Annotated in this window: 20 protein-coding genes; 14 read left to right on the top strand and 6 right to left on the bottom strand. The window is 33.2% G+C overall.

Annotated features, from left to right (window positions below; genetic code table 11):
• Window positions 1-103: 103 nt before the first annotated feature.
• The 3 genes from H8K90_RS11855 to H8K90_RS11865 form a co-directional block, all read right to left on the bottom strand.
• Window positions 104-718, bottom strand: coding sequence for a fumarylacetoacetate hydrolase family protein (locus H8K90_RS11855; RefSeq protein ID WP_186846203.1), 615 nt, complete (start codon window positions 716-718; stop codon window positions 104-106).
• Between the two features lie 503 nt (window positions 719-1,221).
• Complete coding sequence (locus tag H8K90_RS11860) at window positions 1,222-1,515, bottom strand: DUF2188 domain-containing protein (protein ID WP_186846204.1); 294 nt, start codon at window positions 1,513-1,515, stop codon at window positions 1,222-1,224.
• A gap of 993 nt (window positions 1,516-2,508) precedes the next feature.
• Window positions 2,509-4,158 carry a ComEC/Rec2 family competence protein gene (locus H8K90_RS11865; protein WP_186846205.1) on the bottom strand — a complete coding sequence of 550 codons (1,650 nt, stop codon included), beginning with the start codon at window positions 4,156-4,158 and terminating at the stop codon, window positions 2,509-2,511.
• 354 nt (window positions 4,159-4,512) lie between these two features.
• Between H8K90_RS11865 and H8K90_RS11870 the strand changes: the two genes are divergently transcribed.
• The 11 genes from H8K90_RS11870 (at window position 4,513) to H8K90_RS11920 (ending at window position 20,024) form a co-directional block, all read left to right on the top strand.
• Entirely contained in the window at window positions 4,513-4,863 is a 351-nt protein-coding gene (locus H8K90_RS11870) for a hypothetical protein (RefSeq protein WP_186846206.1), read from the top strand.
• Window positions 4,864-5,014: 151 nt separating this feature from the next.
• Complete coding sequence (gene uvrA / locus H8K90_RS11875; protein WP_186846207.1) at window positions 5,015-7,843, top strand: excinuclease ABC subunit UvrA; 2,829 nt, start codon at window positions 5,015-5,017, stop codon at window positions 7,841-7,843.
• An 86-nt stretch (window positions 7,844-7,929) separates the two neighbouring features.
• Window positions 7,930-8,616 (top strand): LOG family protein, encoded by a 687-nt coding sequence (locus H8K90_RS11880; protein ID WP_186846208.1) that lies wholly within the window; start codon window positions 7,930-7,932, stop codon window positions 8,614-8,616.
• A gap of 24 nt (window positions 8,617-8,640) precedes the next feature.
• Window positions 8,641-9,915, top strand: coding sequence for a hypothetical protein (locus H8K90_RS11885; RefSeq protein ID WP_186846209.1), 1,275 nt, complete (start codon window positions 8,641-8,643; stop codon window positions 9,913-9,915).
• Window positions 9,912-12,752 carry a gluzincin family metallopeptidase gene (locus H8K90_RS11890; protein ID WP_186846210.1) on the top strand — a complete coding sequence of 947 codons (2,841 nt, stop codon included), beginning with the start codon at window positions 9,912-9,914 and terminating at the stop codon, window positions 12,750-12,752. Before H8K90_RS11885 ends, H8K90_RS11890 begins: the two co-directional genes overlap by 4 nt.
• A 154-nt stretch (window positions 12,753-12,906) precedes the next feature.
• The gene (locus H8K90_RS11895) at window positions 12,907-15,318 is read left to right on the top strand and encodes an alpha-ketoacid dehydrogenase subunit alpha/beta (RefSeq protein WP_186846211.1); all 2,412 of its coding nucleotides are present in this window, start codon (window positions 12,907-12,909) and stop codon (window positions 15,316-15,318) included.
• A gap of 83 nt (window positions 15,319-15,401) precedes the next feature.
• Entirely contained in the window at window positions 15,402-17,012 is a 1,611-nt protein-coding gene (locus tag H8K90_RS11900; RefSeq protein WP_186846212.1) for a class I SAM-dependent methyltransferase, read from the top strand.
• A gap of 147 nt (window positions 17,013-17,159) precedes the next feature.
• Entirely contained in the window at window positions 17,160-17,816 is a 657-nt protein-coding gene (locus H8K90_RS11905; RefSeq protein ID WP_186846213.1) for a hypothetical protein, read from the top strand.
• On the top strand, window positions 17,803-18,867 hold the full coding sequence (locus tag H8K90_RS11910; protein ID WP_186846214.1) for a sensor histidine kinase: 1,065 nt from the start codon (window positions 17,803-17,805) through the stop codon (window positions 18,865-18,867). The genes H8K90_RS11905 and H8K90_RS11910 overlap by 14 nt, the downstream gene beginning before the upstream one ends.
• Complete coding sequence (locus tag H8K90_RS11915; RefSeq protein ID WP_186846215.1) at window positions 18,857-19,546, top strand: LytR/AlgR family response regulator transcription factor; 690 nt, start codon at window positions 18,857-18,859, stop codon at window positions 19,544-19,546. The genes H8K90_RS11910 and H8K90_RS11915 overlap by 11 nt, the downstream gene beginning before the upstream one ends.
• 1 nt (window position 19,547) lies before the next feature.
• Window positions 19,548-20,024: a hypothetical protein gene (locus tag H8K90_RS11920; RefSeq protein ID WP_186846216.1), complete on the top strand. Its 477-nt coding sequence runs from the start codon at window positions 19,548-19,550 to the stop codon at window positions 20,022-20,024.
• 63 nt (window positions 20,025-20,087) lie between these two features.
• Here the strand turns inward: H8K90_RS11920 and H8K90_RS11925 are convergent, their stop codons facing one another.
• Window positions 20,088-21,245 (bottom strand): THUMP domain-containing class I SAM-dependent RNA methyltransferase, encoded by a 1,158-nt coding sequence (locus H8K90_RS11925; protein WP_186846217.1) that lies wholly within the window; start codon window positions 21,243-21,245, stop codon window positions 20,088-20,090.
• 55 nt (window positions 21,246-21,300) lie between these two features.
• On the opposite strand from H8K90_RS11925, the gene H8K90_RS11930 reads away from it, so the two are divergent.
• The 3 genes from H8K90_RS11930 to H8K90_RS11940 are packed head-to-tail and all read left to right on the top strand — an operon-like array spanning window position 21,301 to window position 23,143.
• A complete protein-coding gene (locus tag H8K90_RS11930) occupies window positions 21,301-22,032 on the top strand; it encodes a class I SAM-dependent methyltransferase (protein WP_186846218.1) in 732 nt (243 codons plus the stop codon).
• Window positions 22,033-22,039: 7 nt separating this feature from the next.
• Window positions 22,040-22,714, top strand: a complete 675-nt coding sequence (locus H8K90_RS11935; protein ID WP_186846219.1) for a ZIP family metal transporter — start codon at window positions 22,040-22,042, stop codon at window positions 22,712-22,714.
• Entirely contained in the window at window positions 22,715-23,143 is a 429-nt protein-coding gene (locus H8K90_RS11940) for a DUF4268 domain-containing protein (protein WP_186846220.1), read from the top strand.
• 325 nt (window positions 23,144-23,468) lie between these two features.
• Here the strand turns inward: H8K90_RS11940 and H8K90_RS11945 are convergent, their stop codons facing one another.
• Window positions 23,469-24,029: a type 1 glutamine amidotransferase domain-containing protein gene (locus H8K90_RS11945; RefSeq protein ID WP_186846221.1), complete on the bottom strand. Its 561-nt coding sequence runs from the start codon at window positions 24,027-24,029 to the stop codon at window positions 23,469-23,471.
• Between the two features lie 71 nt (window positions 24,030-24,100).
• On the bottom strand, window positions 24,101-24,742 hold the full coding sequence (locus H8K90_RS11950; RefSeq protein ID WP_186846222.1) for an SDR family oxidoreductase: 642 nt from the start codon (window positions 24,740-24,742) through the stop codon (window positions 24,101-24,103).
• Window positions 24,743-24,745 lie beyond the last annotated feature (3 nt).

A 24,745-nucleotide genomic window follows, 5' to 3' on the forward strand; every position in this document is an offset into this window, starting at 1 on the left:
AATGGTTATAAGTATCTATTGAGATTTTGTTATGATAATATTTGTCGTTCTTTTAAGGCTTGCTTTTCGGGCCAAAGAACTTGAATATTATGCTAAAAAAAAGTTACACTAACTTAAAATCCAATAACAACTCTCCTTCTATTGCCGCTTGTAAATGGTCTCCTTTGATATTTAGTCCTGCTCCATTGGCTGGTGTGCCTGTAAAAATTAAATCACCAGGCTCTAATGTCATGAAGGTAGATACATAGGCAATAATTTCAGCAAAATTGTAAATCATAAGGCTTGTATTACCGACTTGTTTTTGTTCTCCGTTTATTTTTAAGTCAAAATTAATATTGTTTAAATCCGGGAAGTGTGCTATCGGTTTAAAACCCGACATTGGTGACGCTCCATCGAATCCTTTGGCTAATGCCCAAGGGCCTTTATTTTCTCTGCTTGCAGCTAATACATCTTTTGCTGTGTAGTCGATGCCTACGGCTATTTCTGAAATATAAGATTCTGCATCTTCTAAACTGATGTCTTTGCCTTTTTTACCAATTTTTGCGACGAGTTCTACTTCGTAAGCGAGTTGGTTTGTCACCTTTGGAAAGGGAATGTTGTTATTGTCTGTTACTAAAGTCGATTCTGGTTTGGTAAATATGGTTTGTACTCCTGTTTTTAAAGCGGTTATTTCGGATGTGTTGTTGACGTAATTTTTGCCAATGCCTATGATTTTCATGATGGTGTATTGATTTAGCTTTGTGGGAATAAAGGTAAAGAATTATTAGAATTTTAGATTGATCGAAATATTATGTTTGTTTTTTTTTAGTCCATTTTCGTTGTTTAATCACTCATGATATGCTGGGCAATTGCATGAACAAAAACGGACTCATCTCCCTTTTGATAGGCTGGAAATCTCTTTACTATTGATGGTATTATTTTACTTATTCATTTTTGCAGGACCAAAAACGAACCAAAAAGTCCTATACTGTTGAAGCTATTTTTAACGGATTTATGTTATATATACTGCCGACAGCTTTTCCGACCGTGTCGGAATAGCAAGTACGATGGTGGTTTGGAAGTAATATTTGAATAAATTCTTGCAATAAGTTTTATAACATAGTAATTAATTCTGCTACGTGTAATTCCTAACGGACTTAATCCGAAAAGACAATGGCTATAGTTTAATACTGGGGAAAACTGAGTGTTATGCATGTACATCTCCATATCCCAGCGTTATTTTTAGTCATTTTCACGATAACTCACCCGATCTCTAATGCCACCGCTTTCTCGATGAATGATTACATCTGCCTTATAGCGTTTGGCTAACACCTTAGCTTTGTTAATAGCTGTGCTTTGTTTGCGGTGTTTGGAGGTAATGCGTTTGTTACCTTCTCGCCTTACTGCCCAACCTTCTTGGTATGGCACAACGTGTTGATGCCATGTGCGTTTTTTGGTGTTCTTATAACCAAGTGCAGAAAGAATAGCTTCTATCAGCTTTTGAATAGATTTAGCAAGGGAGTTATTCTTTGACATTAAATTTTTGTCTTTAATTGGTTTATTTACAAATATAGTTGGAATGGTAGTTCTTTTTTTTGAAATAGCATATTTGCTTTTAATTTACCGAAATAATCACATTCATTTTGTCTTGACACAAAACGAATTAAAAAGTCAAAACGATTTGTTAGGAAATTACTGCGTAACGTTCGCTAATAAATCATATTATGGTTATTGAATACACTATTACATTCAATCCTTATAAGATTTTTATAACGGTTTTAATGGCTCACTATTTCTGAAAATTGTTGGTTCCGACCTTGTCGGAATTTCAAGTACGAAAGTGGTTTGGATATAATATTTATATTGTTGTTTGAAATAAGAAGATTAACATATTATTTTTTTGTTGAGAACTAATTTCAGTTAATCTGTGGTCAATTACCTTCTTTCTCCACGCAAATATTTACCTCTGTATATTAAGGATTGCGTACAATTTTTGCTTTCAATGTTACTTTAAATAGTTTTGTTTGATTTGTGGAGACTCCTTTATTTTTATTCTACTCCGACTTATTGGTATGTCTCTACATGTTAATGGCAAGTTCATTTTTTTTAGTAGTGCCATAACCTAAAGTTTTTAGAATGGCTTCAATGAGGTTTTGAATAGCTTGGGTTAGGTTGTTGTTGTGTGGCATTTTTTTAAGTTATTAGATTTTTGTTGGTCTAAAAATGGAAAGCACCATAAGTACTATTCCCTTTTAACAGGTAGCTGTAACTAGTGGTGCCGTCAACAAAAATTAATTAACGCATACTGATAAGGAGTCAGTATTTGTTAATCATTGAAATGTATGTATTTTTATAATCTTGGAAATAAAAACTAGATGAATTACTAATTTTATCTTTGAAAGGTTTTTCTGATATTTACAACAGGAATTCTACTTTAAAACCTCATAATTGGTTAACCAATATTACTCAACATAGCCCTCTAAAAAAGAGCCCAAGGTCCTTTTTAATTTGAAGTAAAAGACCTCCTTATTAATGCCCTGTTTTTTTAATATACTCAAACTGTAAATTGTTGGGATTGTATTTTAGCTCATGGATATCCCATTTGTTATCCTTACCATCGGGTTGTTCAAGCTTTTGTGCTAATATGACCTGTTCTCCATCGGTTCTAACGGTAATCATTCCATAAACCACTACATTACGGTCTTTTTTGCCTTCCATTTCTTTACGGATGTCTTCCTTGATGTCTTCGGTTGGTGCTGCTGCAATTGCAGATTCGTATTCCTTTAAAAGTTCAAAATAATCGTAGATATTACTAAACTCTTTAGTGCTTCTCCCAATTTCTGTACTAAAAATAAGTGGACGTTCTCCTCTACCATATTTACCAAATGATCCTAACGCATCTGGTCTTGGATGCGCATAGCTATCTCCATCTCCACTAGATACGACCGTTACAATGCCATTGAGACATTTTAAAAAGGTTTCAGAAAAATGATGACTTCCATGGTGGCAGGCTTTTACAATATCTGCTTGAAACGTTTTGCGTGCCTTGGTTATAATAGCTTGTATATCGGCTTGATGAATGGCTAAATCTTGAGCTTGGTCGTTTGTGATGGTGCTGCCTTTAGCCATTAATTTACTCACTTCTTTTTCGAGCTTGGAAACGTCTTTATCTGTTTCGCAATAATGTTTAATGAGGTAGTCTTCGGATTCTGTATTGAGATCACCACCGAGAAACACCTCTAATTTTCCAATTTTGAGTTTAAAGACCACCGAATGTCCATTTTTTGTGACTCCTTCTGCGCCTAAACGTTTTAAACAGTCTTTGGTTTCTGAGCCTATCGTCATTGGCTCGGTAACAGGTCCTAACACTTTTAAAGCCATTTTATCTTGTGGAGTAAATCCGTTTAAATAACCTGTTTTATGACTTAAGGTATGAAACTTAACCTTGGGACTATTGGTTACTGCTTCGCGCAGCGTGGTCATGTACTGTTTGGTAGTATCTGGAAACTTAGCAATGATTTGATACATTTCTGTATTGCTTCTTATGAGTTCCCATATATAGGCTGTTTTTCTGTTTATTTTTAAATAACCCCCTAAATCGTCCTTGCTGTAATAATGTAAATTAGGGTCTTTATCTTGGGGTTTAATCGGACGCTCTACAATGCCGCTGTGATATATATTTTTAACGCTTAGTTTTTTGTTTTTAAACACATTTAGAAATCCATAATAATGGTCTTTATCTGGATGCGACATAACTATATGATCTATTTCCATGGGTAATCTTCCACTAGGATCTGTTGGTAATACACCATCTACCCCTTTTACTTTTCGCTGTCTAAGGTTATATCTCCAGGATAAAAAGCGCTCCATATTATCCGTTTTACCTGCATCTATTAAGATAATTTCGTCGTCTGGCGTAACGATATGGCAGCCATCGCCAATGCCAATATCTAAAAAGTTGATTTCTAAAATTCTTTCTTCTCTAATGCTTGTTTCAGGAATCCAACCTGTATTACCTCTACAATAGATTTTAGCAAAACCATTTTGAATTGGACCTTTGTACACTAACCAATCTCCAAAAAGCAAATGGTTTCTGGGTTCGGATTTAGCATCTGGTGCTTCTCTTAATACTACAGAGCTCGTTGATACAAAATAATGGTTGTTTTCTATGAGTGCCATAATTCTTTCATTTTAAAAAACAGCAATTGTCTTAATTATTAATCGTCTTTATTTGATCGTTATATACCTATGACTATGTGTAAGAAACCTATACTCACTTTTATATATTTTACTTTCGTGCTGTCAACAACGAATTATGATATGCTCTGCCATTAAGGAGTTGGCATGTAGCGAATTGTGCCTAAGTTATATAAAATTTTAATTAGCACCATTGTAATTGAGATGAAATTACTATTAAATCTACCTACGAACCAGCATAACACCGTTTGATATGTTAAAAAAAAGCTATAGTGCATTGCTATTCTATCTATTCCTGTTAGTTTTGCACTATTCTTAATTTAAACCTATTTTATTATGAAAAATGTATTTTTAACCTTGTTATTTTTAGGATTCTGTTTTTCATTAAGTGCTCAGAATGATCCTAAAGTTGGTGATGAACTCGTTATAAAAGCACAAAACGGTACCTCTTACAACCACATTAAGTTTCCTAAGTTAAATATGCTCGTAAAGCGTGGAAAACTTGCAAACTACAAGAGCGTGCATGGTAATACTGTAGTGATTGATGAAGTTGTTACGGATAAGAACGACAATACCTATGTGGTTTTAAAGAAAAAAGATGGTTCTAAATTTTTTGGTTTCCTAAGTAAAGTAAAAGCTAATTACGAAAAGTCTATTGCATCGGGCGAAATGGCACCACAGATGTAAACGACCTATAAAATAATACTATTTTAAAGCTCTGATTTGTTCAGGGCTTTTTTTATAAACTACATTTTGAGGTGAAGGCTTCACATTAAATTAACAACTAAATATTGTACCTTTGCAACTTTGCCAACATTAGCTATATTTTAAAGCATTTATGAGCCATTTTGACGATTCTATTGAAGTAAAAGGAGCACGCGTCCACAACCTCAAAAATATAGATGTAACCATACCTAGAGAAAAACTAGTCGTAATTACTGGGCTTTCTGGTAGTGGTAAATCGTCTTTGGCTTTTGACACGATTTATGCCGAAGGTCAACGTCGCTATATTGAAACATTTTCGGCCTATGCACGTCAGTTTTTAGGTAGTTTAGAACGACCAGATGTCGATAAGATTGATGGCTTGTCTCCTGTTATTGCCATTGAGCAAAAAACAACGAGTAAATCTCCACGTTCTACCGTTGGTACTATCACCGAAATTTATGACTTTTTACGTCTGTTGTATGCCAGAGCTGCCGATGCTTACAGTTATGAGACTGGTGAGAAAATGGTAAGCTATAGCGATGAACAAATAAAGGATTTAATATTAGAATCGTATAAAGACAAACGCATTAATATTTTATCTCCTGTAATACGATCGCGAAAAGGGCATTACCGTGAATTGTTTGAGCAGATTGCCAAGCAAGGTTTTGTAAAAGTAAGAACCGATGGTGCCATTGTGGATCTTGAAAAAGGTATGAAGTTAGATCGCTACAAAACGCACGATATAGAGATTGTAATCGATCGTTTAAAGATCGATGCTACTACGGACAATGAAAAACGACTGATGGAATCCATAAACACTGCCATGTATCATGGAGATGATGTGCTTATGGTGATAGACCAAGAAACTAATGAGCCGCGTTATTTTAGTCGTAATTTAATGTGTCCGTCTTCAGGTATTTCATATCCGAATCCAGAGCCTAATAATTTCTCGTTTAATTCGCCTAAGGGAGCATGCCCTAACTGTAATGGTATTGGTGAATTGTATGTAGTTAATGAACGTAAATTGGTACCCGATGACACCTTATCCATTAAAAATGGAGCTTTAGCACCACATGGTCCAGAAAAGAAAAGCTGGATTTTTAAACAGTTTCAAACCATAGCACAACGTTTTGATTTTTCGTTAAACGATGCATGGAAAGACATTCCAGAAGAAGCCAAACAAGTTATCCTTTATGGTGGCAAAGATAGCTTTACCGTAGAAAGCAAATTACTTGGTGTGGCTAGAGATTATAATATCGATTTTGAAGGTGTTGCTAATTTTATAGACAACCAATATAAGTCTAACTCCACTTCATTAGTGCGTTGGGCCAAGGACTTTATGGACAAAGTAGAGTGTCCTGTTTGTGACGGTTCGCGTTTGCGTAAAGAATCACTCTATTTTAAAGTAGATGGTAAAAGTATTGCCGAATTGGTAAAAATGGATGTGGTTGAGCTTGGCGTATGGTTAGATGGTTTAACAGCACGTTTATCGAAGACTCAACAACAAATTGGTGAAGAAATTATAAAAGAAATAAGAAACCGTGTTCAGTTTTTATTGGATGTAGGTTTAACCTATTTATCTCTAAACCGAAGTTCTAAATCGTTATCTGGTGGAGAAGCGCAGCGTATTCGTTTGGCTACTCAAATAGGTTCGCAATTGGTTGGTGTGCTTTATATTTTAGACGAACCCAGTATTGGTTTGCACCAGCGCGATAATGAAAAGTTGATTAATTCTTTAGTCTCTTTAAGAGATGTAGGCAATTCAGTAATAGTAGTTGAACACGATAAAGATATGATTGAACGTGCCGACCATGTTATAGATATTGGCCCTTTTGCTGGCAAACATGGTGGTGAGATTATTAGTGAAGGCACACCATCAGAGCTATTAAAAGAACATACACTAACGGCTGCTTACCTTAATGGCGAAAAGGCAATTGAAGTTCCTAAAACAAGACGCAAAGGCAACGGTAAAAAAATTGTTTTAAAAGGCTGTACAGGCAATAATTTAAAAAACGTAGATATAGAGTTTCCTTTAGGTAAAATGATTGGCGTTACTGGAGTTTCTGGTAGTGGGAAATCGACCTTAATAAATGAAACCCTTTACCCTATTCTTAATGCGCATTATTTTAATGGCGTAAAAAAACCAATGCCTTACAAAAGCATTAAAGGTCTGGAACATATCGACAAAGTGATTGACATTAACCAATCACCAATTGGTAGGACACCACGAAGTAATCCGGCAACATACACTAAAACTTTTGATGAAATTAGGAGTCTGTTTGCTAAAATTCCTGAAGCCATGATCCGTGGATACAAACCAGGACGTTTTAGTTTTAACGTTAAAGGAGGTCGTTGCGAAACCTGTCAAGGTGGTGGATTGCGCGTTATTGAAATGAACTTTTTACCAGATGTGTATGTAGAGTGCGAAACCTGCCAAGGCAAACGTTTTAATAGAGAAACCTTAGAGATTCGTTATAAAGGCAAATCTATAAGTGATGTGTTGAACATGACGATTGAAGAAGCCGTAAATTTCTTTGAGCATATACCTAAGATTCATCGTAAGCTCAAAACCATTAAAGATGTTGGTTTGGGTTATATTACGTTAGGACAACAAAGTACAACTCTTTCTGGTGGTGAAGCGCAGCGTATAAAACTCGCTACAGAATTGAGTAAACGCGATACAGGCAACACATTTTATATTTTAGATGAGCCTACAACAGGCTTACATTTTGAAGATATAAGAGTGCTAATGAAAGTACTCAATAAACTTGCAGACAAAGGCAATACCGTTTTAATTATTGAGCACAACTTAGATGTGATTAAAACGGTGGATTATATTATAGATATTGGTTACGAAGGTGGTAAAGGAGGTGGCGAAGTGGTTGCTAAAGGCACACCAGAACAACTGATAAAAGACAAAAAGAGTTATACAGCACAGTTTTTAAGAAAAGAATTGAATTAATAATATATTGTTACACACTTGCGCTCGTACTTATAAAAGCGTTAAATTAGCAAGTTGTCAAAATAAATACAGAATACTAAATATATATGAGAAAAGAACATAAACATAAAGGTTGGAACGAAATAAAAACAAACGACTCTTGGGCGATTTTTAAAATCATGGGAGAGTTTGTTAATGGATACGAAAAGCTGAGTAAAATTGGGCCTTGTGTCTCTATTTTTGGTTCAGCCAGAACAAAACCAGATCATAAATACTATAAATTAACTGAAGATGTCGCTGCTAAAATCGTAGAACATGGTTACGGAGTCATTACAGGTGGTGGACCAGGTATTATGGAAGCTGGTAATAAAGGTGCACATATTGCAGGAGGTACATCTGTAGGTCTTAATATAGATTTACCATTTGAGCAGCATGACAACCCTTATATTGATGGTGATAAGAGTTTAGATTTTGATTACTTCTTTGTACGTAAGGTTATGTTTGTAAAATACTCTCAAGGCTTTGTGGTAATGCCTGGAGGTTTTGGTACACTTGATGAATTATTTGAAGCCATTACGTTGATACAAACTCACAAAATTGAAACCTTCCCTATTATTTTAGTAGGAAAAGAATTTTGGGGAGGCTTGTTTGAATGGGTAAAAACCACTTTACTAGATGCTGGTAATATTAGCCCTAAAGACCTAGACTTAATTCATCTTGTAGATACTTCGGAAGAGGTTATAACTATCCTTAATGCGTTTTATAAAGAATCTGGCTTAAGCCCTAATTTCTAAGATATCCAAACTATTTTCACTGCTATGAAAAAGAACTATTTCGGATTCTTATTTATTGGACTTTTATTTTCTTTGAATGTTTCTGCGCAAGAAACCTTTAAAGTGATGTTTTATAATTTGCTCAACTACCCTTTAGAAACAGCTGTTGCTAATCGTGAGGATGACTTAGAACTAATTCTGTCTGGATATCAGCCCGATTTGTTCTTAGTGTGCGAAATAAATAACATTACAGGAGCCACTAACGTGTTAAATATTACACGAAACACTATTAGTCCTAATTTTGAAATGGCTACCTATGTTTCTAATACCTCTGACGATGCTTTAGGAGACCAAAACGACCTTCAAAATTTAATCTATTACGATAGCTCTAAATTTATATTAGAGGACGAAATTATTGTACCAAGTTATCTCAGAGATTTTAACATATATAAACTGAAGTTAAACACTATAGACCAAGCTACCAACCCAATTGAGTTCTATGTTGTGGTGTGTCATCTAAAAGCCTCTAGTGGTACTGAAAATGCGCAAAAACGCTTTGAAATGGTTCTAGATTTAGAAGCTTATTTAGATACCTTACCTGCTGATGCTATGGTGCTTTTGGGTGGAGACTTAAATGTATATACCGCAAGTGAAGCTGCGTTTCAAACCTTATTAAGCGATAGTAATGTAATAGAACTTAAAGATCCTGCTAACAAAGTAGGTAGCTGGCATAACAACACCAATTATGTAGAAGTATTTACACAATCTACACGTACACAAAATGGATTTGGTGGTAGCACAGGTGGTTTCGATGATCGTTTTGATTTTATACTCACTTCGGCGAATATGATAAGTACTGCAGACTTAACGTATGTGCCAGATTCTTATAAAGTATATGGTAATAATGGTTTAGTGTCTTGCTATAATAGTCGAATTAATTCTTCAAATTGTGGTAATACAAGTTCAGAATTTTCATTTGATGTTAGAGATGCCTTGCACAATTTTAGTGACCATCTTCCCGTTACAGTATCATTAGAAACTGATGCTACTTTATTAAATATTGATACGGTAGAAACTTCCCTGTCATTTTCTTTGAAGCAAAGTGTAATTCAAAATAACTTAACACTCTATATCAGTGCGGTTAAATTATTTAATTCTCAATTAACTATTTATAATAATTTGGGTCAAACCGTAAAGACTATAGCATTACATTCGGATTACGAACAAGTATTTAACGTATCTGGTTTAGACGATGGTTTGTACTTTATAGCAAGTGCTGATAAAAATATAAAACCGCTAAAATTCATAATTTCTAATTGATTAAAAAACTATATATATCATTCTTATTTTTAATTTTTGGCACCATTGCAGGTGCTCAAAACAAAATTGACATTATAGCTGATGTAGATGTAGACACTAAAACCATTACAATTGACCAGACCATTATCTATAAAAATGAATCTAATGATGTATTATCTGAAGTTTACCTTAACGATTGGAACAACAGTTACTCTACTAAATCAACTCCTTTAGCCAAACGTTTTGAAGAAGAGTTTAGCACTAAATTTCACTTAGCAAAAAGCGAACAACGCGGCTATACGATTGTAACATCAATTAAGAATAAAAATGATGAGTCTTTAGAATATCAAAATTTAAAAGCGCATCCAGATGTTTTAAAAGTAACCTTAAAGGAGCCTTTACAACCTGGCGAATCTTATCACTTAAAACTGCACTACAATCTGGTGGTACCTGATGCTGAGTTTACTGATTATGGGTTTACAAAAAGTGGTGATTTTGAACTTAAATATTGGTATATCACTCCGACTGTTTATAACGGAAAATGGCATTATTACAGTAATAAAAATTTAGATGATTTATTTATTCCGAAAGCAGATATAAGTCTAAGTATTACACATCCATTGAATTATAAAGTCACATCTGAACTCAATGATATAGAACTAAAACCAGATGCTAAAAATAAAAGGCAAACCACTGTTTTATATGGAGATAATAGAATAGACACCTATTTATCGCTTAGAAAATTTCCCCAGTTTAGTTTTATACAAACAGATGATTTTATAGTACTCTCTAATATCTACGAAAAAGGCTTACCACCAAGTGATAAAGCTATTATTACGGATAAAATTACGCGTTATTTAACACAGCATCTTGGAAAATATCCGCATACTAAATTACTGGTTTCTAATATAGATTATAACAAGAATCCGCTTTATGGTTTAAATCAATTACCAAGTTTTTTACGACCATTTCCAGATGATTTTCAATACGAGTTAAAGCTTTTAAAAACCGCTTTAAAAAAGTACATTGACAATGTATTGCTTCTTAATCCAAGAAAAGAACATTGGCTAAGTGAAGGGTTACAAATTTACTATTTAGCCAAATATGTTGAAGAACATTATCCTGATATGAAATTGCTAGGAACACTGGCTAATGTTTGGGGCATTAGAGCTTTTCATGCAGCAGATTTAGATTTTAACTTTCAGTATTTTCTATATTCGATGGAAATTGCTCGAAAAAACAAAGATCAACCTTTAAGTACCAGTAAAGACTCCTTAACTAAATTTAATACCAATATTGCTGGTAAATATAAGGCTGGAGTTGGATTGAACTATTTAGATAAGTTTACGGATGATATTGATTTATCTCAAAACATTACAGAATTTTTAACTACACATCAATTAAAGCCCGTAAATGTTGAAGATTTTAAAAGTTTTATTACATCTAAAACCCAAAAAGATATCAATTGGTTTTTTACTGATTATGTTAATACCAGAAAAAAGATTGACTTTAAAATAAAATCGATAGAAACAACTGAAGATTCTATACAGCTTACCATACGCAACAAAAGAGATAATAGCATGCCGATTTCTCTTTTTAAGTTAAGCAATGATTCTGTATTAGGTAAGTTATGGGTAGAAAATATAAAAGATACAAAAACCATAACCCTCGCAAAAGACGCAACTGATAAGTTTGTTTTAGATTACGATAATGTTATTCCAGAGTTTAATCAACGAGATAACCACAAAGCCGTTAATGGTTCCTTTTTAAACAATAAGCCCTTACAATTCAGACTTTTTAAGGATATAGAAGATCCAGATTATAATCAGATATTTTTTATGCCTTTGGTAGAGTTTAAAAATATTTACGACGGTCTTACTTTAGGGACTAAGGTGTATAACAAAACCATTTTAAGAAAACGTCTTAATTATAGATTCTCGCCTCAGTATGCTACTAAATCAAAATCGCTAACAGGTTCTACATCTATTTTTTATTCTCATAATATTGAAAACAAAAATCTATTTGATATCACTTATGGTATTTTTGCCGGTTATCAATCTTTTGCTCAAGATGCTTTTTTCACCCGAATTAGACCTTCAATTTCATTTTCGTTTAGAGATGATGATGATTTTAGATCGGACCAAATAGACAATATCACAGCACGTTATGTAAGTATTAATAGAGATATTGGTGAAAATGCTGTTATTGAACTTGATGAACCAGACTATGGCGTTTTTAACTTACGTTATACACATTCTAATCCAGGAATTATTAATTATTCTAGGTTTAATACCGATTTTCAAGTTGCAGATCGTTTTAGTAAAGTTTCTTTAAATTATGAATTTAGGAAACTCACAAAAGATAACCGAAACGTTAATTTAAGGTTTTTTGCTGGTGTGTTTTTAAAAAACAACTCAGACCCCAACTCTAACTATTTTAGTTTTGCCTTAGACCGACCAACAGATTACTTATTTGATTTAAATTACTTAGGCCGTTCTGAAGCTGCAGGACTTTTTAGTCAGCAAATTATCATTGCAGAAGGTGGTTTTAAATCTAAGCTAGAAACTCCTTTTGCTAACCAGTGGATGACTACAGCTAACTTTAGCACTTCTATTTGGAGGTATATTCAATTTTATGGTGATGTAGGTTTGGTTAAAAACAAATTTCAGCCAGCAAAGTTTGTGTACGATTCTGGTATAAGACTTAATCTTGTAGAAGATTATTTTGAAATTTATTTACCACTTTACTCTAACCTCGGTTGGGAAATTGGACAACCTAATTACGACCAACGTATTCGCTTTATGTTTACCGTAGATCCTCAAGTTCTTCTCGGACTTTTTAGAAGGAAGTGGTATTAACATATTCTTATTGAAAAGTTAAAATATACTTCTATTTTAAATAATTGTCAATCATAATAGGTTTATTTTAAGAATAATTCAATATTATAACAGTCTTAGCTGTTGTGTAAAATTTTTAATTTCCGTACTTTTGCAATAGCGAAATTTGAACTTTATGAAGACAGACCCTAACATTAAAACAGAGATTACATTTGATGATTTTAAGACAGAGGTCTTAAATGACTATAAACTTGCTGTAACAAGTAGAGAGTGTAGTTTACTTGGTCGCAGGGAAGTTTTAACTGGTAAAGCAAAATTTGGCATTTTTGGTGACGGTAAAGAAGTGCCACAAATTGCTTGGGCAAAAGCCTTTAAAAATGGTGATTTTAGATCTGGATATTACAGAGATCAAACCTTTATGATGGCTATTGGCGAATTAACTATTGAGCAATTTTTTGCTGGTTTATACGCTAACACAGATTTAAAGGAAGAGCCAATGTCTGCTGGTCGCCAAATGGGAGGTCATTTTGCTACCCATAGTTTAGACGAAAATGGGCATTGGAAAAATTTAACCCAACAAAAAAATTCAAGTTCAGATATATCACCTACTGCAGGGCAAATGCCTAGATTATTAGGATTAGCACAAGCCTCTAAAATTTACAGAAACGTTAAAGGTATTGATACTACTAAATTCTCCGATCAAGGTAATGAAATAGCCTGGGGAACTATTGGTAACGCAAGTACAAGTGAAGGCTTATTTTTTGAAACCATAAATGCAGCAGGTGTTTTGCAAGTACCAATGGTTATAAGTATTTGGGATGATGAATATGGCATCTCAGTACACGCTAAACACCAAACTACAAAAGAAAACATATCTGAAATACTTAAAGGTTTTCAGCGCGATAAGAATAATAAAGGTTACGAAATCTTTAGAGTTAACGGTTGGAATTACCCTGAACTCATAGACACTTACCAACGTGCTGCACAAATTTCTAGAAAAGAACATGTACCTGTAATGATACATGTACAAGAATTAACGCAGCCGCAAGGCCACTCAACGTCTGGATCGCACGAACGTTACAAAGATGAAGAGCGTTTGGCTTGGGAAGCAGAATACGATTGTAATGCACAATTAAGACAATGGATGATTAGCAATAATATTGCTACTGACGACGAGTTAAGAACCATAGAAAAAGAGCTTAAAAAAGCCGTTAGAGATGGTAAAAAAGCGGCATGGGCTTCATTTATTAATCCTATTTTAAATGAGCGTAATCAAGCTGTTTCTCTATTAGAAAATTTAGCAACAACCAGTCCTAATGGTGTATTTATTACGAAATTAAAAAATGATTTAGTTGCTATAGACGAACCTTTACGACGAGATATATTATCTGCTGCACGTAAAGCACTGCGCTATGTGGTTTCGGAAGCATCATCAGAAAAAATAGCATTACAAAATTGGATAAACAATTATATAAACGCTATTCAACCAAAATACAGTTCGCACTTACATAGTGCATCAGATCTGAATGCCTTAAACCAATCTGAAGTTCTACCAACCTATGATGCTAATGCCGAAGACGTTGATGGACGCGTTGTGCTAAGAGAAAACTTTGATGCCATTTTTGGAAATTATCCGGAAGCTTTAATCTTTGGAGAAGATGCTGGATATATAGGAGATGTAAACCAAGGATTAGAAGGTTTACAAGAAAAATACGGAGAACTTAGAGTGTCAGATACTGGTATTAGAGAAGCCACCATTATGGGACAAGGTATTGGTATGGCCATGCGTGGTTTGCGTCCTATAGCAGAAATTCAGTATTTGGATTACGTTATGTATGCGCTTCAAATAATGAGTGATGATTTAGCAACCGTACAATACAGAACAAAAGGTCGCCAAAAAGCACCACTTATTGTGAGAACACGTGGTCATCGTTTAGAAGGCATATGGCATTCTGGTTCACAAATGGGAGGTATTCTAAATCTTATTAGAGGAATCCATGTTTTAGTACCAAGAAACATGACTAAAGCAGCCGGATTTTACAATACACTATTAGAAAGTGATGAACCTGCTTTGGTTGTTGAGTGCTTAAACGGTTACCGACTTAAAGAAAAAATGCCAAGTAATATTGGTGAATTTAAAACACCAATTGGTGTTGTTGAAACTATTAGAGAAGGAGAAGATATTACGTTAGTGTCATACGGTTCAACTTTACGTTTAGTGGAACAAGCTGCTAAAGAATTACAAGAAGTTGGTATTGATGCAGAGATTATAGACGTGCAATCATTATTACCATTTGATCTTAACCACGATATTGTAAAGAGCATTGCCAAAACAAATCGTGTTATGGTGATTGATGAAGATGTAAAAGGCGGAGCTTCAGCATATATTTTAGACCAAATATTGAATGAGCAAAATGCTTTTGAGTATCTAGATAGCCAACCAAAAACCCTAGCTGCGAAGCCACATAGACCAGCGTATGGTACTGATGGCGATTATTTTTCTAAACCATCTGTAGAAGATATTTTTGAAGCGGTTTACGGCATAATGCATGAGTTGAGTCCGATAGACTTTCCTAAATTGAGATAATCAAATTACAAAATCATATTTTTAACTTAAAAACCATCACACAAGTGATGGTTTTTTTATATTTAGATCTAAACCATTTTTATATGCTCACTAAATCGGATAAATCTAAATTAAGAAGTATCATCTTTAGACATTTAGATGGTATTGCAACGGCAACAACAGCTTATGCTCTTCACAAAAAAGAAGTTTTAGATTATCTATTACAGCACAAAACCGTTAACCTTTCTGATATAGCAACAACCTTTAATGCTAATGAAGGTTATCTAAACATTGCATTACGTGTGCTTTGTTCGCAAGGTTGGTTAGAACAGCAACTCGATAATAAAACCGATTCTATTACTTATAACGTAAATTCTAATAGTGCAAAAGCCTTTCAGTTAGTCCATTTATATGAAGATGCTGTTAATCTTTTAAAATATTCAGATCAATTTGCTAATGATAAAATGATAAGTGCAGACGCTTTTATTGCTTTAGAACGTATTTTTAAGAAGTATGAAGCCAATTATAATTTAGATATTTCTAACACACGTTCAATTGAATATCAAGTTTTAAAACATATAGAAGGAGTTATTGCGGGTCCTATAATTGTATTATTAGGTGTAAATGGATTGTTTCATAAATATTTTATGGAAGCCTCTTTTACTGCAGAAGAGTATCATAAAGACCCAGAAAGTTTTAAAAAAATTCTAGATTTCTTCTCACATTTAGACTGGTTTAAGAAAAAGAAAAACACCTACCAATTTACGGATAAAGGTTTGTTTTTTGCAAAGCGTGCTAGTGCTTATGGTGTTACTGTATCTTATATTCCAACATTTTTACAACTCGATGAACTTATCTTTGGCAATCCTTTAGTGCTACAAACAGCTTCTCCAAGTGATACCGAAAAACATGTGCATCGCGAAATGAATGTTTGGGGAAGTGGTGGTGCTCATGCAACCTATTTTAAAGTAATTGATAAGGTGATTATCGATTTGTTCAATAGACCCATTGACGAGCAACCTAAGGGCATTTTAGATATGGGTTGCGGTAATGGAGCGTTTATTGAACATATATTTAATGTGATAGATCAGCAAACTCTAAGAGGTAAATTACTCGACGAGTATCCACTATTTTTAGTTGGTGCTGACTTTAATAAAGCCGCATTAAAAGTTACAAGAGCTAATCTTATAAAGGCCGATATTTGGGCTAAAGTGATTTGGGGAGATATTGGTAGACCAGACCTATTAGCTTCAGACTTAAAAGAAGATTATAACATAGAATTACTAGATCTATTAAACGTGCGTACCTTTTTAGATCACAATAGGGTTTGGAATGCGCCAAATCAACATTATGATTTTGTGAGTCAGTCTTCAGGTGCTTACGCTTCAAAAGGAAAACGATTAGCAAATAATGATGTAGAAGCATCACTTTTAGAACATCTAGAAAAATGGAAACCTTATGTTGAAAAATTTGGCTTGCTCATCATAGAATTGCATACCATTAGTCCGGAATTAACATCTAAAAATTTAGGCAAAACTGCAGCTACAGCTTACGATGCTACACATGGTTATAGCGACCAATATATTTTAGAGGTTGATGTGTTTAGAGCCATGGCAAAGCAAGTAGGTTTGATACCAGATGATAATCATTTTGCGAAATTTCCTGATAGTGAATTGGCAACTGTAAGCATTAATTTATTAAAAGGTACTAAATAATAGATTGTTAAAGTATTACTATAAACCAATTTTACTTTTGGTATACTTTTTAATTGTTTGGCATTAGTTGCTTTGTGTTTGTCGAAATTTATTGTAGGCTATTTTAAATAACGAGAGTTTAGCTGAAACTTTAAAAACTTAAGTATTATGAAAACATGGAAATCAATTATACTCATCGCCATTGCAATACTCCTAAATTCTTGTATAGTAAAATCACTTCAACCTTTTTATACAAAAGATAGTTTAAGCTTTGATAAAAACCTGCTTGGAAACTGGATTGATAACAAAAAAGGTGAATGGACAGTAGAATCTATAAAAGAAAAATTTGAACAAGATAAAAGAGAAGGCGTAACCCTTTCAGAAGAGGACAAAGTTGCTTATGAAACTTATAAATCTGGCTACTATATAAAATACTTAAAAAAAGAAAAAGAAGCTAGTTTTATTGCTATGCCATTCAAAATAAATAATCAGTATTTTCTGGACTTTATCCCTATTGAGATTGGAGATGAAGAGATTAATAGTTTGGCTGCAGAGCACCTTTTAAAAACACATTCTGTAGCCAAGCTAGATATTAATAAAACGGTGTCTTTGTCTTGGTTAGACGAATCAAAAGTGAAAGATATTTTTAACGCCAATAAAATGCGACTTAAGCACGAAAATATAGGTCCTGAAGAGGCACTTTTACTAACAGCCACTTCTGAAGAGTTGTATGCCTTTTTAAAGAAATATATGAAAGCAAACATTGAAAATAAATGGAAAAAATCTGATCAACTTACTTTAACAAAAACAAATGCAAAGCCTTAATCTCAATTCACTTTTAAATAAAACCGACTACCACAGGCCATTACTATTTAATAGTGTTCTGTGGTTTTTGGCGTTTGTTGTATTACTATTTATATTCTCTAAAGGTACTATACCTATAGCGGTCGATTATATTTATACAATCATATTTTTGATATCACTTGCGATACCAGTGAGTATCAATTTTTATGTTTTAATTCCTAAATTCTTAAAAAAAGAAAAATACGTTATCTACATCTTTCTATTTATTTTAAATTTAATAGTATTTGCATCATTAAGTTGTTGGCTATTACAACCTATATTAGACTTACTTTTTCCTAATTATTTCTTTATATCTTATCTTTCTAAATCTAATGTATTTTTGGTTTTTGCGATTTTTTTTATTGCTACAACCTTACTAAAATTAGCAGAAGATTGGCTTTACTATAACACCAACGAAAACAAAATTCTAAAGCTTAAAAACCAGCAGATAGAAACGCAATTATCGGCCTTAAGAGCTCAAATAAATCCACATTTTTTATTTAATTCTTTAAATGTTATTTATGCTTTGGCCCTAGAAAAAAAAGAAGGTACAACAAACGCTATAGTGCAACTTTCAGATATCCTTAGATATGTTATTTATGATTCTGACACCGAACGTGTAAGTCTAAAAGAAGAGATAAGCCTGCTTAAAAATTATATTGCATTTCAAAACCATCGTGTAGACACACCTACACCAACTGAATTTAATATTCAAATAGAAAATGAACAATATAAAATTTATCCTATGCTACTTTTACCGTTATTAGAGAATAGCTATAAGCACGGTATTATTGCTGGTGAAACAATGACACCAATAAAAATAGAACTACAACAAAGCGGATCTCAGTTTAAATTTACTATTACCAATGCTAATCTAAATACTAAAAACCAACTTAAAAATAGACACTCTGGTGTAGGTATAGAAAATCTTCGGAAAAATTTAAATTTGGTGTATCCACATCAGCATCAATTTAAAGTTGATGAAACGAAAGATATATTTAAAATAACATTGAATATAAATCATGAAGCCTAATAAATATATCACCTGCTTAATCATTGATGACGAACCATCTTCTCAGAAGGTGCTTCAGCATTTTATTAAAGAAACTGATGTTTTATTTTTAAAAGAAACTTGCAACAATGCCGCAGAAGCGTTTAAATATTTACAACTTAATAACGCTATAGATTTGTTGTTTTTAGATATTAATATGCCTCAACAATCTGGATTAGATTTTTACAAATCCTTAAAAAACCCACCAAAAGTAATTTTTACAACAGCTTATTCTCAATATGCAGTTGACGGTTTTGAAGTTAATGCTATAGACTACTTACTTAAAACTATCTCCTATGAGCGATTTTTAACAGCGATACATAAAATTTTAAATAGTACTGACACTTCTAACACAAACAATTTCACTATTTTGAAAGAAAATAAAACATTACATAAAGTATTTTTTAAAGACATTCAGTATATAGAAGCATTTGGTGATTATGTTAAGGTACATACCGAAGAAAAAACGATAACTACGCACAGCACATTTTCGGGATTTATAGAAAATTTACCAGACAATTTTCTTCGTATACACAAATCGTTCAGTATTAATCTAAATAAAATGAATCATCTTTCGGGAAACCAAATTACTGTAGATTCGCATACTATTCCTATTGGGCAAACCTATAAAAAAACTGTTTTAAAAGCTTTAAATTTGTAATATGAAGATTGAATCTATTGTCACCATAAAAAAGGAACTAAAGCATTTACCTAAAGAGGATTTACTTGAATTATGTTTGCGCCTAGGAAAATTTAAAAAAGAAAATAAGGCACTACTCACCTACTTATTGTTTGAAGCACATGATGAAGACGGCTACATTGCTAGTGTAAAATCTACTCTAGACGAACTTTTTGAAGGTATCAATACAGATAGTTATTTCTATATGAAAAAAACGATTAGAAAAATTCTAAGACAAATTAGAGTTTACAGTCGCTATTCGCTTAAAAAATCTACTGAAGTTGAGCTTCTACTCTATTTTTGTGAACACTTAAATGCATTAAGACCTTCAATTCACAGAAACATTACTCTAAGTAATCTTTATCAAAGACAACTACTGTCTATTAAGAAAAAAATTAGTGTACTGCATGAAGATTTACAATATGATTATAATTTGCAGCTAGAAGGATTAGATCGTTAAATCTATAGATTAATAGTTTCTCAAACTTAAAACTACCAACTGATACTGCATACTGAAAGATGCTTACTGCTTACTAGCTTTCCTACTCCCTTCATACATTTCGTATTTAACCAAACGAGCTTCGAGTTTAGCATTAAATACTTTTATTTTTCGAGAAGGTCGCAAACCTACAAACTTTAAGGCTTCGAGATTAGACGTAATTAACCATGCGTTAGTGTTTGGATAACCGTGTTTTAAGGTTGAACCAATATTTCCATAGAACTCCTCTACATTTAGGTTTTCTAAACGCTCACCATATGGTGGGTTAAACACCATGTGCAATTTCTCAGTACCTGCTTTTTGGGTTTTAAAGAAATCTTCGTGTTGTATATGGATAAACTCATCTAAATGCGCATTCTTTATATTCTCCTTTGCTTTAGCTACAGCCGAAGGAGATTTATCGTACCCTAAAATTTTATGATGAAAATCGCGTGTTTTCTTTAAAAGAGATTCTTCAATTTTTTCAAACAAATCCACATCCCAATCGTTCCAACGCTCAAAGGCAAATTCTTTTCTCATAAGATTAGGTGGAATATTACACGCAATCATAGCCGCTTCTGCCAACATGGTACCACTACCACACATCGGATCCATAAAATCGGTTTGTCCATCCCAACCACTCATCATAATTAAACCTGCAGCAAGCACTTCGTTAATTGGAGCAATATTAGTTGCGGTTTTATAACCACGTCTATGTAAAGATTCACCAGATGTATCTAAAGAAATAGTACATCTCTGGCGGTCTATATGTACATTAATTTTTAAATCCGGAAAGCGTAAATCTACATCTGGTCGTGTGCCATCAATATCTCTAAAGCGATCTACAATAGCATCTTTAGTTTTTAAAGCTGTGTATTGCGAATGTGTAAAAATACTATTGTGTACTGTAGCATCAACAGCAAGAGAACCTGTAGGCTTTAAATAGTCTTCCCATTTCATTTTTTTTACATTCTTGTAAAGATCATCTTCTCTAGTAACTCTAAAAGAATGTATAGGCTTTAGAATTTTTATGGCTGTACGAATCCCCATATTTGCCTTGTACATAAAACCTTTATCACCAACAAAACCAACATTACGCACGCCTTTTTCTACTTCCATCGCACCAAGTTGCGTGAGTTCTTTTGCTAAAATATCTTCGAAGCCAAATAAGGTTTTGGCTACCATTTTGAAATTATTGTCCATGTACTACGTCAAATAGATTGCAAAAATACAGTATTTTTGCAGGACATTTATCATTATGACTAAATCAACTAAACAATGGTACGCTTCGTGGTTTGATACACCATACTACCACATTTTATATAAAGACAGAGATTATACAGAAGCCCAAGTGTTTATGGATAATTTAACCAACTATCTTAACATTCCTGAAGGTGGTAAAATCTTAGATTTAGCATGTGGTAAAGGCAGACATTCTGTATATCTTAATTCTCTTGGTTACAATGTAATTGGTGCAGATTTATCTGAGCAAAGTATTGCCCACGCCAAACAGTTTGAAAACGACACTTTACAATTTAATGTACATGATATGAGTAAACCTTATCCTGATGCATTTGATGCTGTTTTTAATCTCTTTACAAGCTTCGGCTATTTTGAAGATGAAAATTGTAATCTTGAAACCATAAAATCTATTAAAGCGGAACTCAATGAATTTGGCTTTGGTGTCATTGACTTTATGAACGTAAATTATGTGATTGAAAACTTAGTTAACGAAGACATAAAAACAGTCGAAGGCATTGATTTTCATCAAAAGCGTAGTTTTAAAAATGGCTATATAGTTAAAGATATAAAGTTTGAAGTAGATGGTGAACACTACGAGTTTCAAGAACGTGTTAAAGCCTTTACTTTAGAGGATTTTAAAGATTTGTTTGAAAAAGCTGGTGTGTATTTATTAGATGTATTTGGAGATTACAAGTTGCATCCTTACCATTCAAAAACATCAGAACGTTTGATTATGATTTTTAAGTAGAGTAAACATGAACAAATACCTGTTTCCTGTATATGCAATTATAATTGGTGTGATCATAGCTTTTTTAACGAAAAAGCAAAAATCTATTGGCACCAAATTACTTCTTTCTTTTAGTGGCGCATTTTTATTAGCACTAACGCTTTTCGATTTATTGCCAGAGGTATATCATCACATAGACGCCAAACAAACTGGTCTATTTATTATGTGTGGTATTTTGCTACAAATTATTTTAGAGTTTTTCTCTAAAGGTGCGGAGCACGGCCATGTGCATATTCATAAAGATGATACAGCTTTTCCATGGTTACTGTTTGTGAGCTTATGTTTACATAGTTTTTTAGAAGGTTTCCCAATACATCAGCATAATGATATGGTATATGGTGTATTAATTCATAAAATACCCATTGCAGCTTTAATCACCACCTTTTTATTACAGTCTAGTTATACCAAAGTACAGATTGTAAGTTTCTTAGTATTGTTTGCAGCTATGACACCTTTAGGAACTTACATTTCTAATAATACGGCCATTGCCACGGAATATATAAACATAGTTAACGCTATAGTTATAGGCATCTTTTTACATATTTCTACTACAATTTTATTTGAAACTGGCGAAGGTCATAAATTTAATTTATCTAAGCTCGTTGCGATTTGTTTAGGTGTTTTAATAGCGTATTTTATTTAAATGTTCTCAAAAGAAGAAAGTAGATTATTACGACAAGAATTTTGGACCAGTTTCGGAAAATCTTTTCCCAAAAAATGGTTATTGTATGACACCAAAATAAAAGGAGTTGCTTTTAAATTTCATTTTGATACGAAGTCTGCATTAATTGCTTTAGATCTTGAAGACAATCTTGAAAATCGAATTAACTGTTGGGAAAAACTAGTAGCTCTAAAAAGTATTTTACAAACCGATTATTTACCAAATGCTATTTTCGAAGAAGAATACTTTTTAGACAATGGAAAAGAAATATCGCGTATCTATTTGCCATTAGAACAAAATGTTTCTATCCACAATAAAAACACTTGGAGAGATGTCATTGAATTCTTTAATACAAACATGACTTTATTTGAAGCTTTTTTTGAGGAATATAGAGAGATAATTAAGAGTTAGTTGGGCGCTTTACGTGTTACAATATATTTATTACCAAATAAGCATTAAGATATTGATTGTAAACAAAGACTAAAAACTAAATTTTGCAATCGTGATATCTTTGAAATTACAAAAATCATAAAAAATAAATATAATTTAAAACAAAACTTTTCTATGCAAACACTGTTTTAAAACTTGAGACTTGTCTTGTTTTATAAGCACCAAAAATGATACTAACAACGTACTAACAAGTAACATGTGGACGTAATATTTGGCATTATATGCTATAAAAAAGACACCTTAAAAAGGTGTCTTTATATAATTAAAAGTGCTAATTATTTTAAAATTACACAGTCTGTTCTTCATGTTTACCTTCGTAAACTTCTTCTACTAATTTTGCATTAAAAGCCGGCAAATCTTCAGGAGACCTACTTGTTACTAATCCAGAATCAACAACAACCTCTTCATCTACCCAGTTGGCACCTGCATTAATCATATCCGTTTTTATAGATGCATAAGATGTCACTTTTCTGTCTTTCAACACATCTGCTTCTGCTAATAACCAAGGTGCATGACATATAGCAGCTACTGGCTTATGATTTTCAAAAAAGGATTTTACAAATTTCACAGCGTTCTTGTCTTTTCTCAAAATATCTGGATTAATTTGACCACCTGGCAGCATTAGTGCGTTATAATCGCTTTGAGACACCTCATTAATGGTTTTATCAACCTTGTAAGAATTACTCCAATTACCATCTGACCAACCTTTAATTTCCCCAGATTCTAAGGATACGATATGTACATCGGCTCCTGCATTTTCTAATGCCTTTTTTGGTTCTCTTAATTCACTTTCTTCAAAGCCGTTTGTTGCTAAAATTGCTACTGTTTTTTTATTTAAATTTTCCATTGTTTAAGTTTTAAAATTATTTATTGGTTTTAAGTTATTTTCAATATTCAACGTGCATACATAGGATTAACCTAATTAACCACTGAATTTAACTCATTCATTGCTTTACCGATAAGTGTATCACCTTCTATAATTTCAAATGTGGTATTGTATGGTGCATCATCATGTAATGACTTTACCAAAGTTTGAGCAACATCTGCTCTACTTATTTCCCCTTGCTTATTCAATTTATTATTCAATTCAATCTTGCCTGTCCCTTCCGTGTTGTTAAGAGTTCCTGGTCTCACTATAGTGTATTTAAGTCCACTATTTTTAAGATGTTCATCGGCATTGTGCTTTGCTTTCATATAATCTTTTAAGTCATCCACAGCTTCAGGGTTATCTGCTCCCATTGAGCTCAACATTACAAATCTATTTACGTTTCCCATTTTGGCGACTGCCATTAAACGTTTAGCTCCTTCTTGATCGACTTCAACAACATTTTTACCACCAGATCCTGCTGCAAAAATTACTTTATCAATACCTTTAACGGTGTGTGTTAAATCTTCAGTTAAATCGGCCAAAACCGTATCTACTCCTTCAGATTTAAATTGATCTAATTGTTCCTCCTTCCTTACCATCGCAGTAGGGTTAAAGTATTGTGATGCCTTTAAAAGATTAACTATTTTTTTTCCTGTGGTACCGTTGGCACCTGCTACTAAAATATTTTCCATAAG

Origin of the sequence: Winogradskyella echinorum (assembly GCF_014297365.1) — a bacterium.
In the GTDB taxonomy this organism is placed as follows: Bacteria; Bacteroidota; Bacteroidia; order Flavobacteriales; family Flavobacteriaceae; genus Winogradskyella; species Winogradskyella echinorum.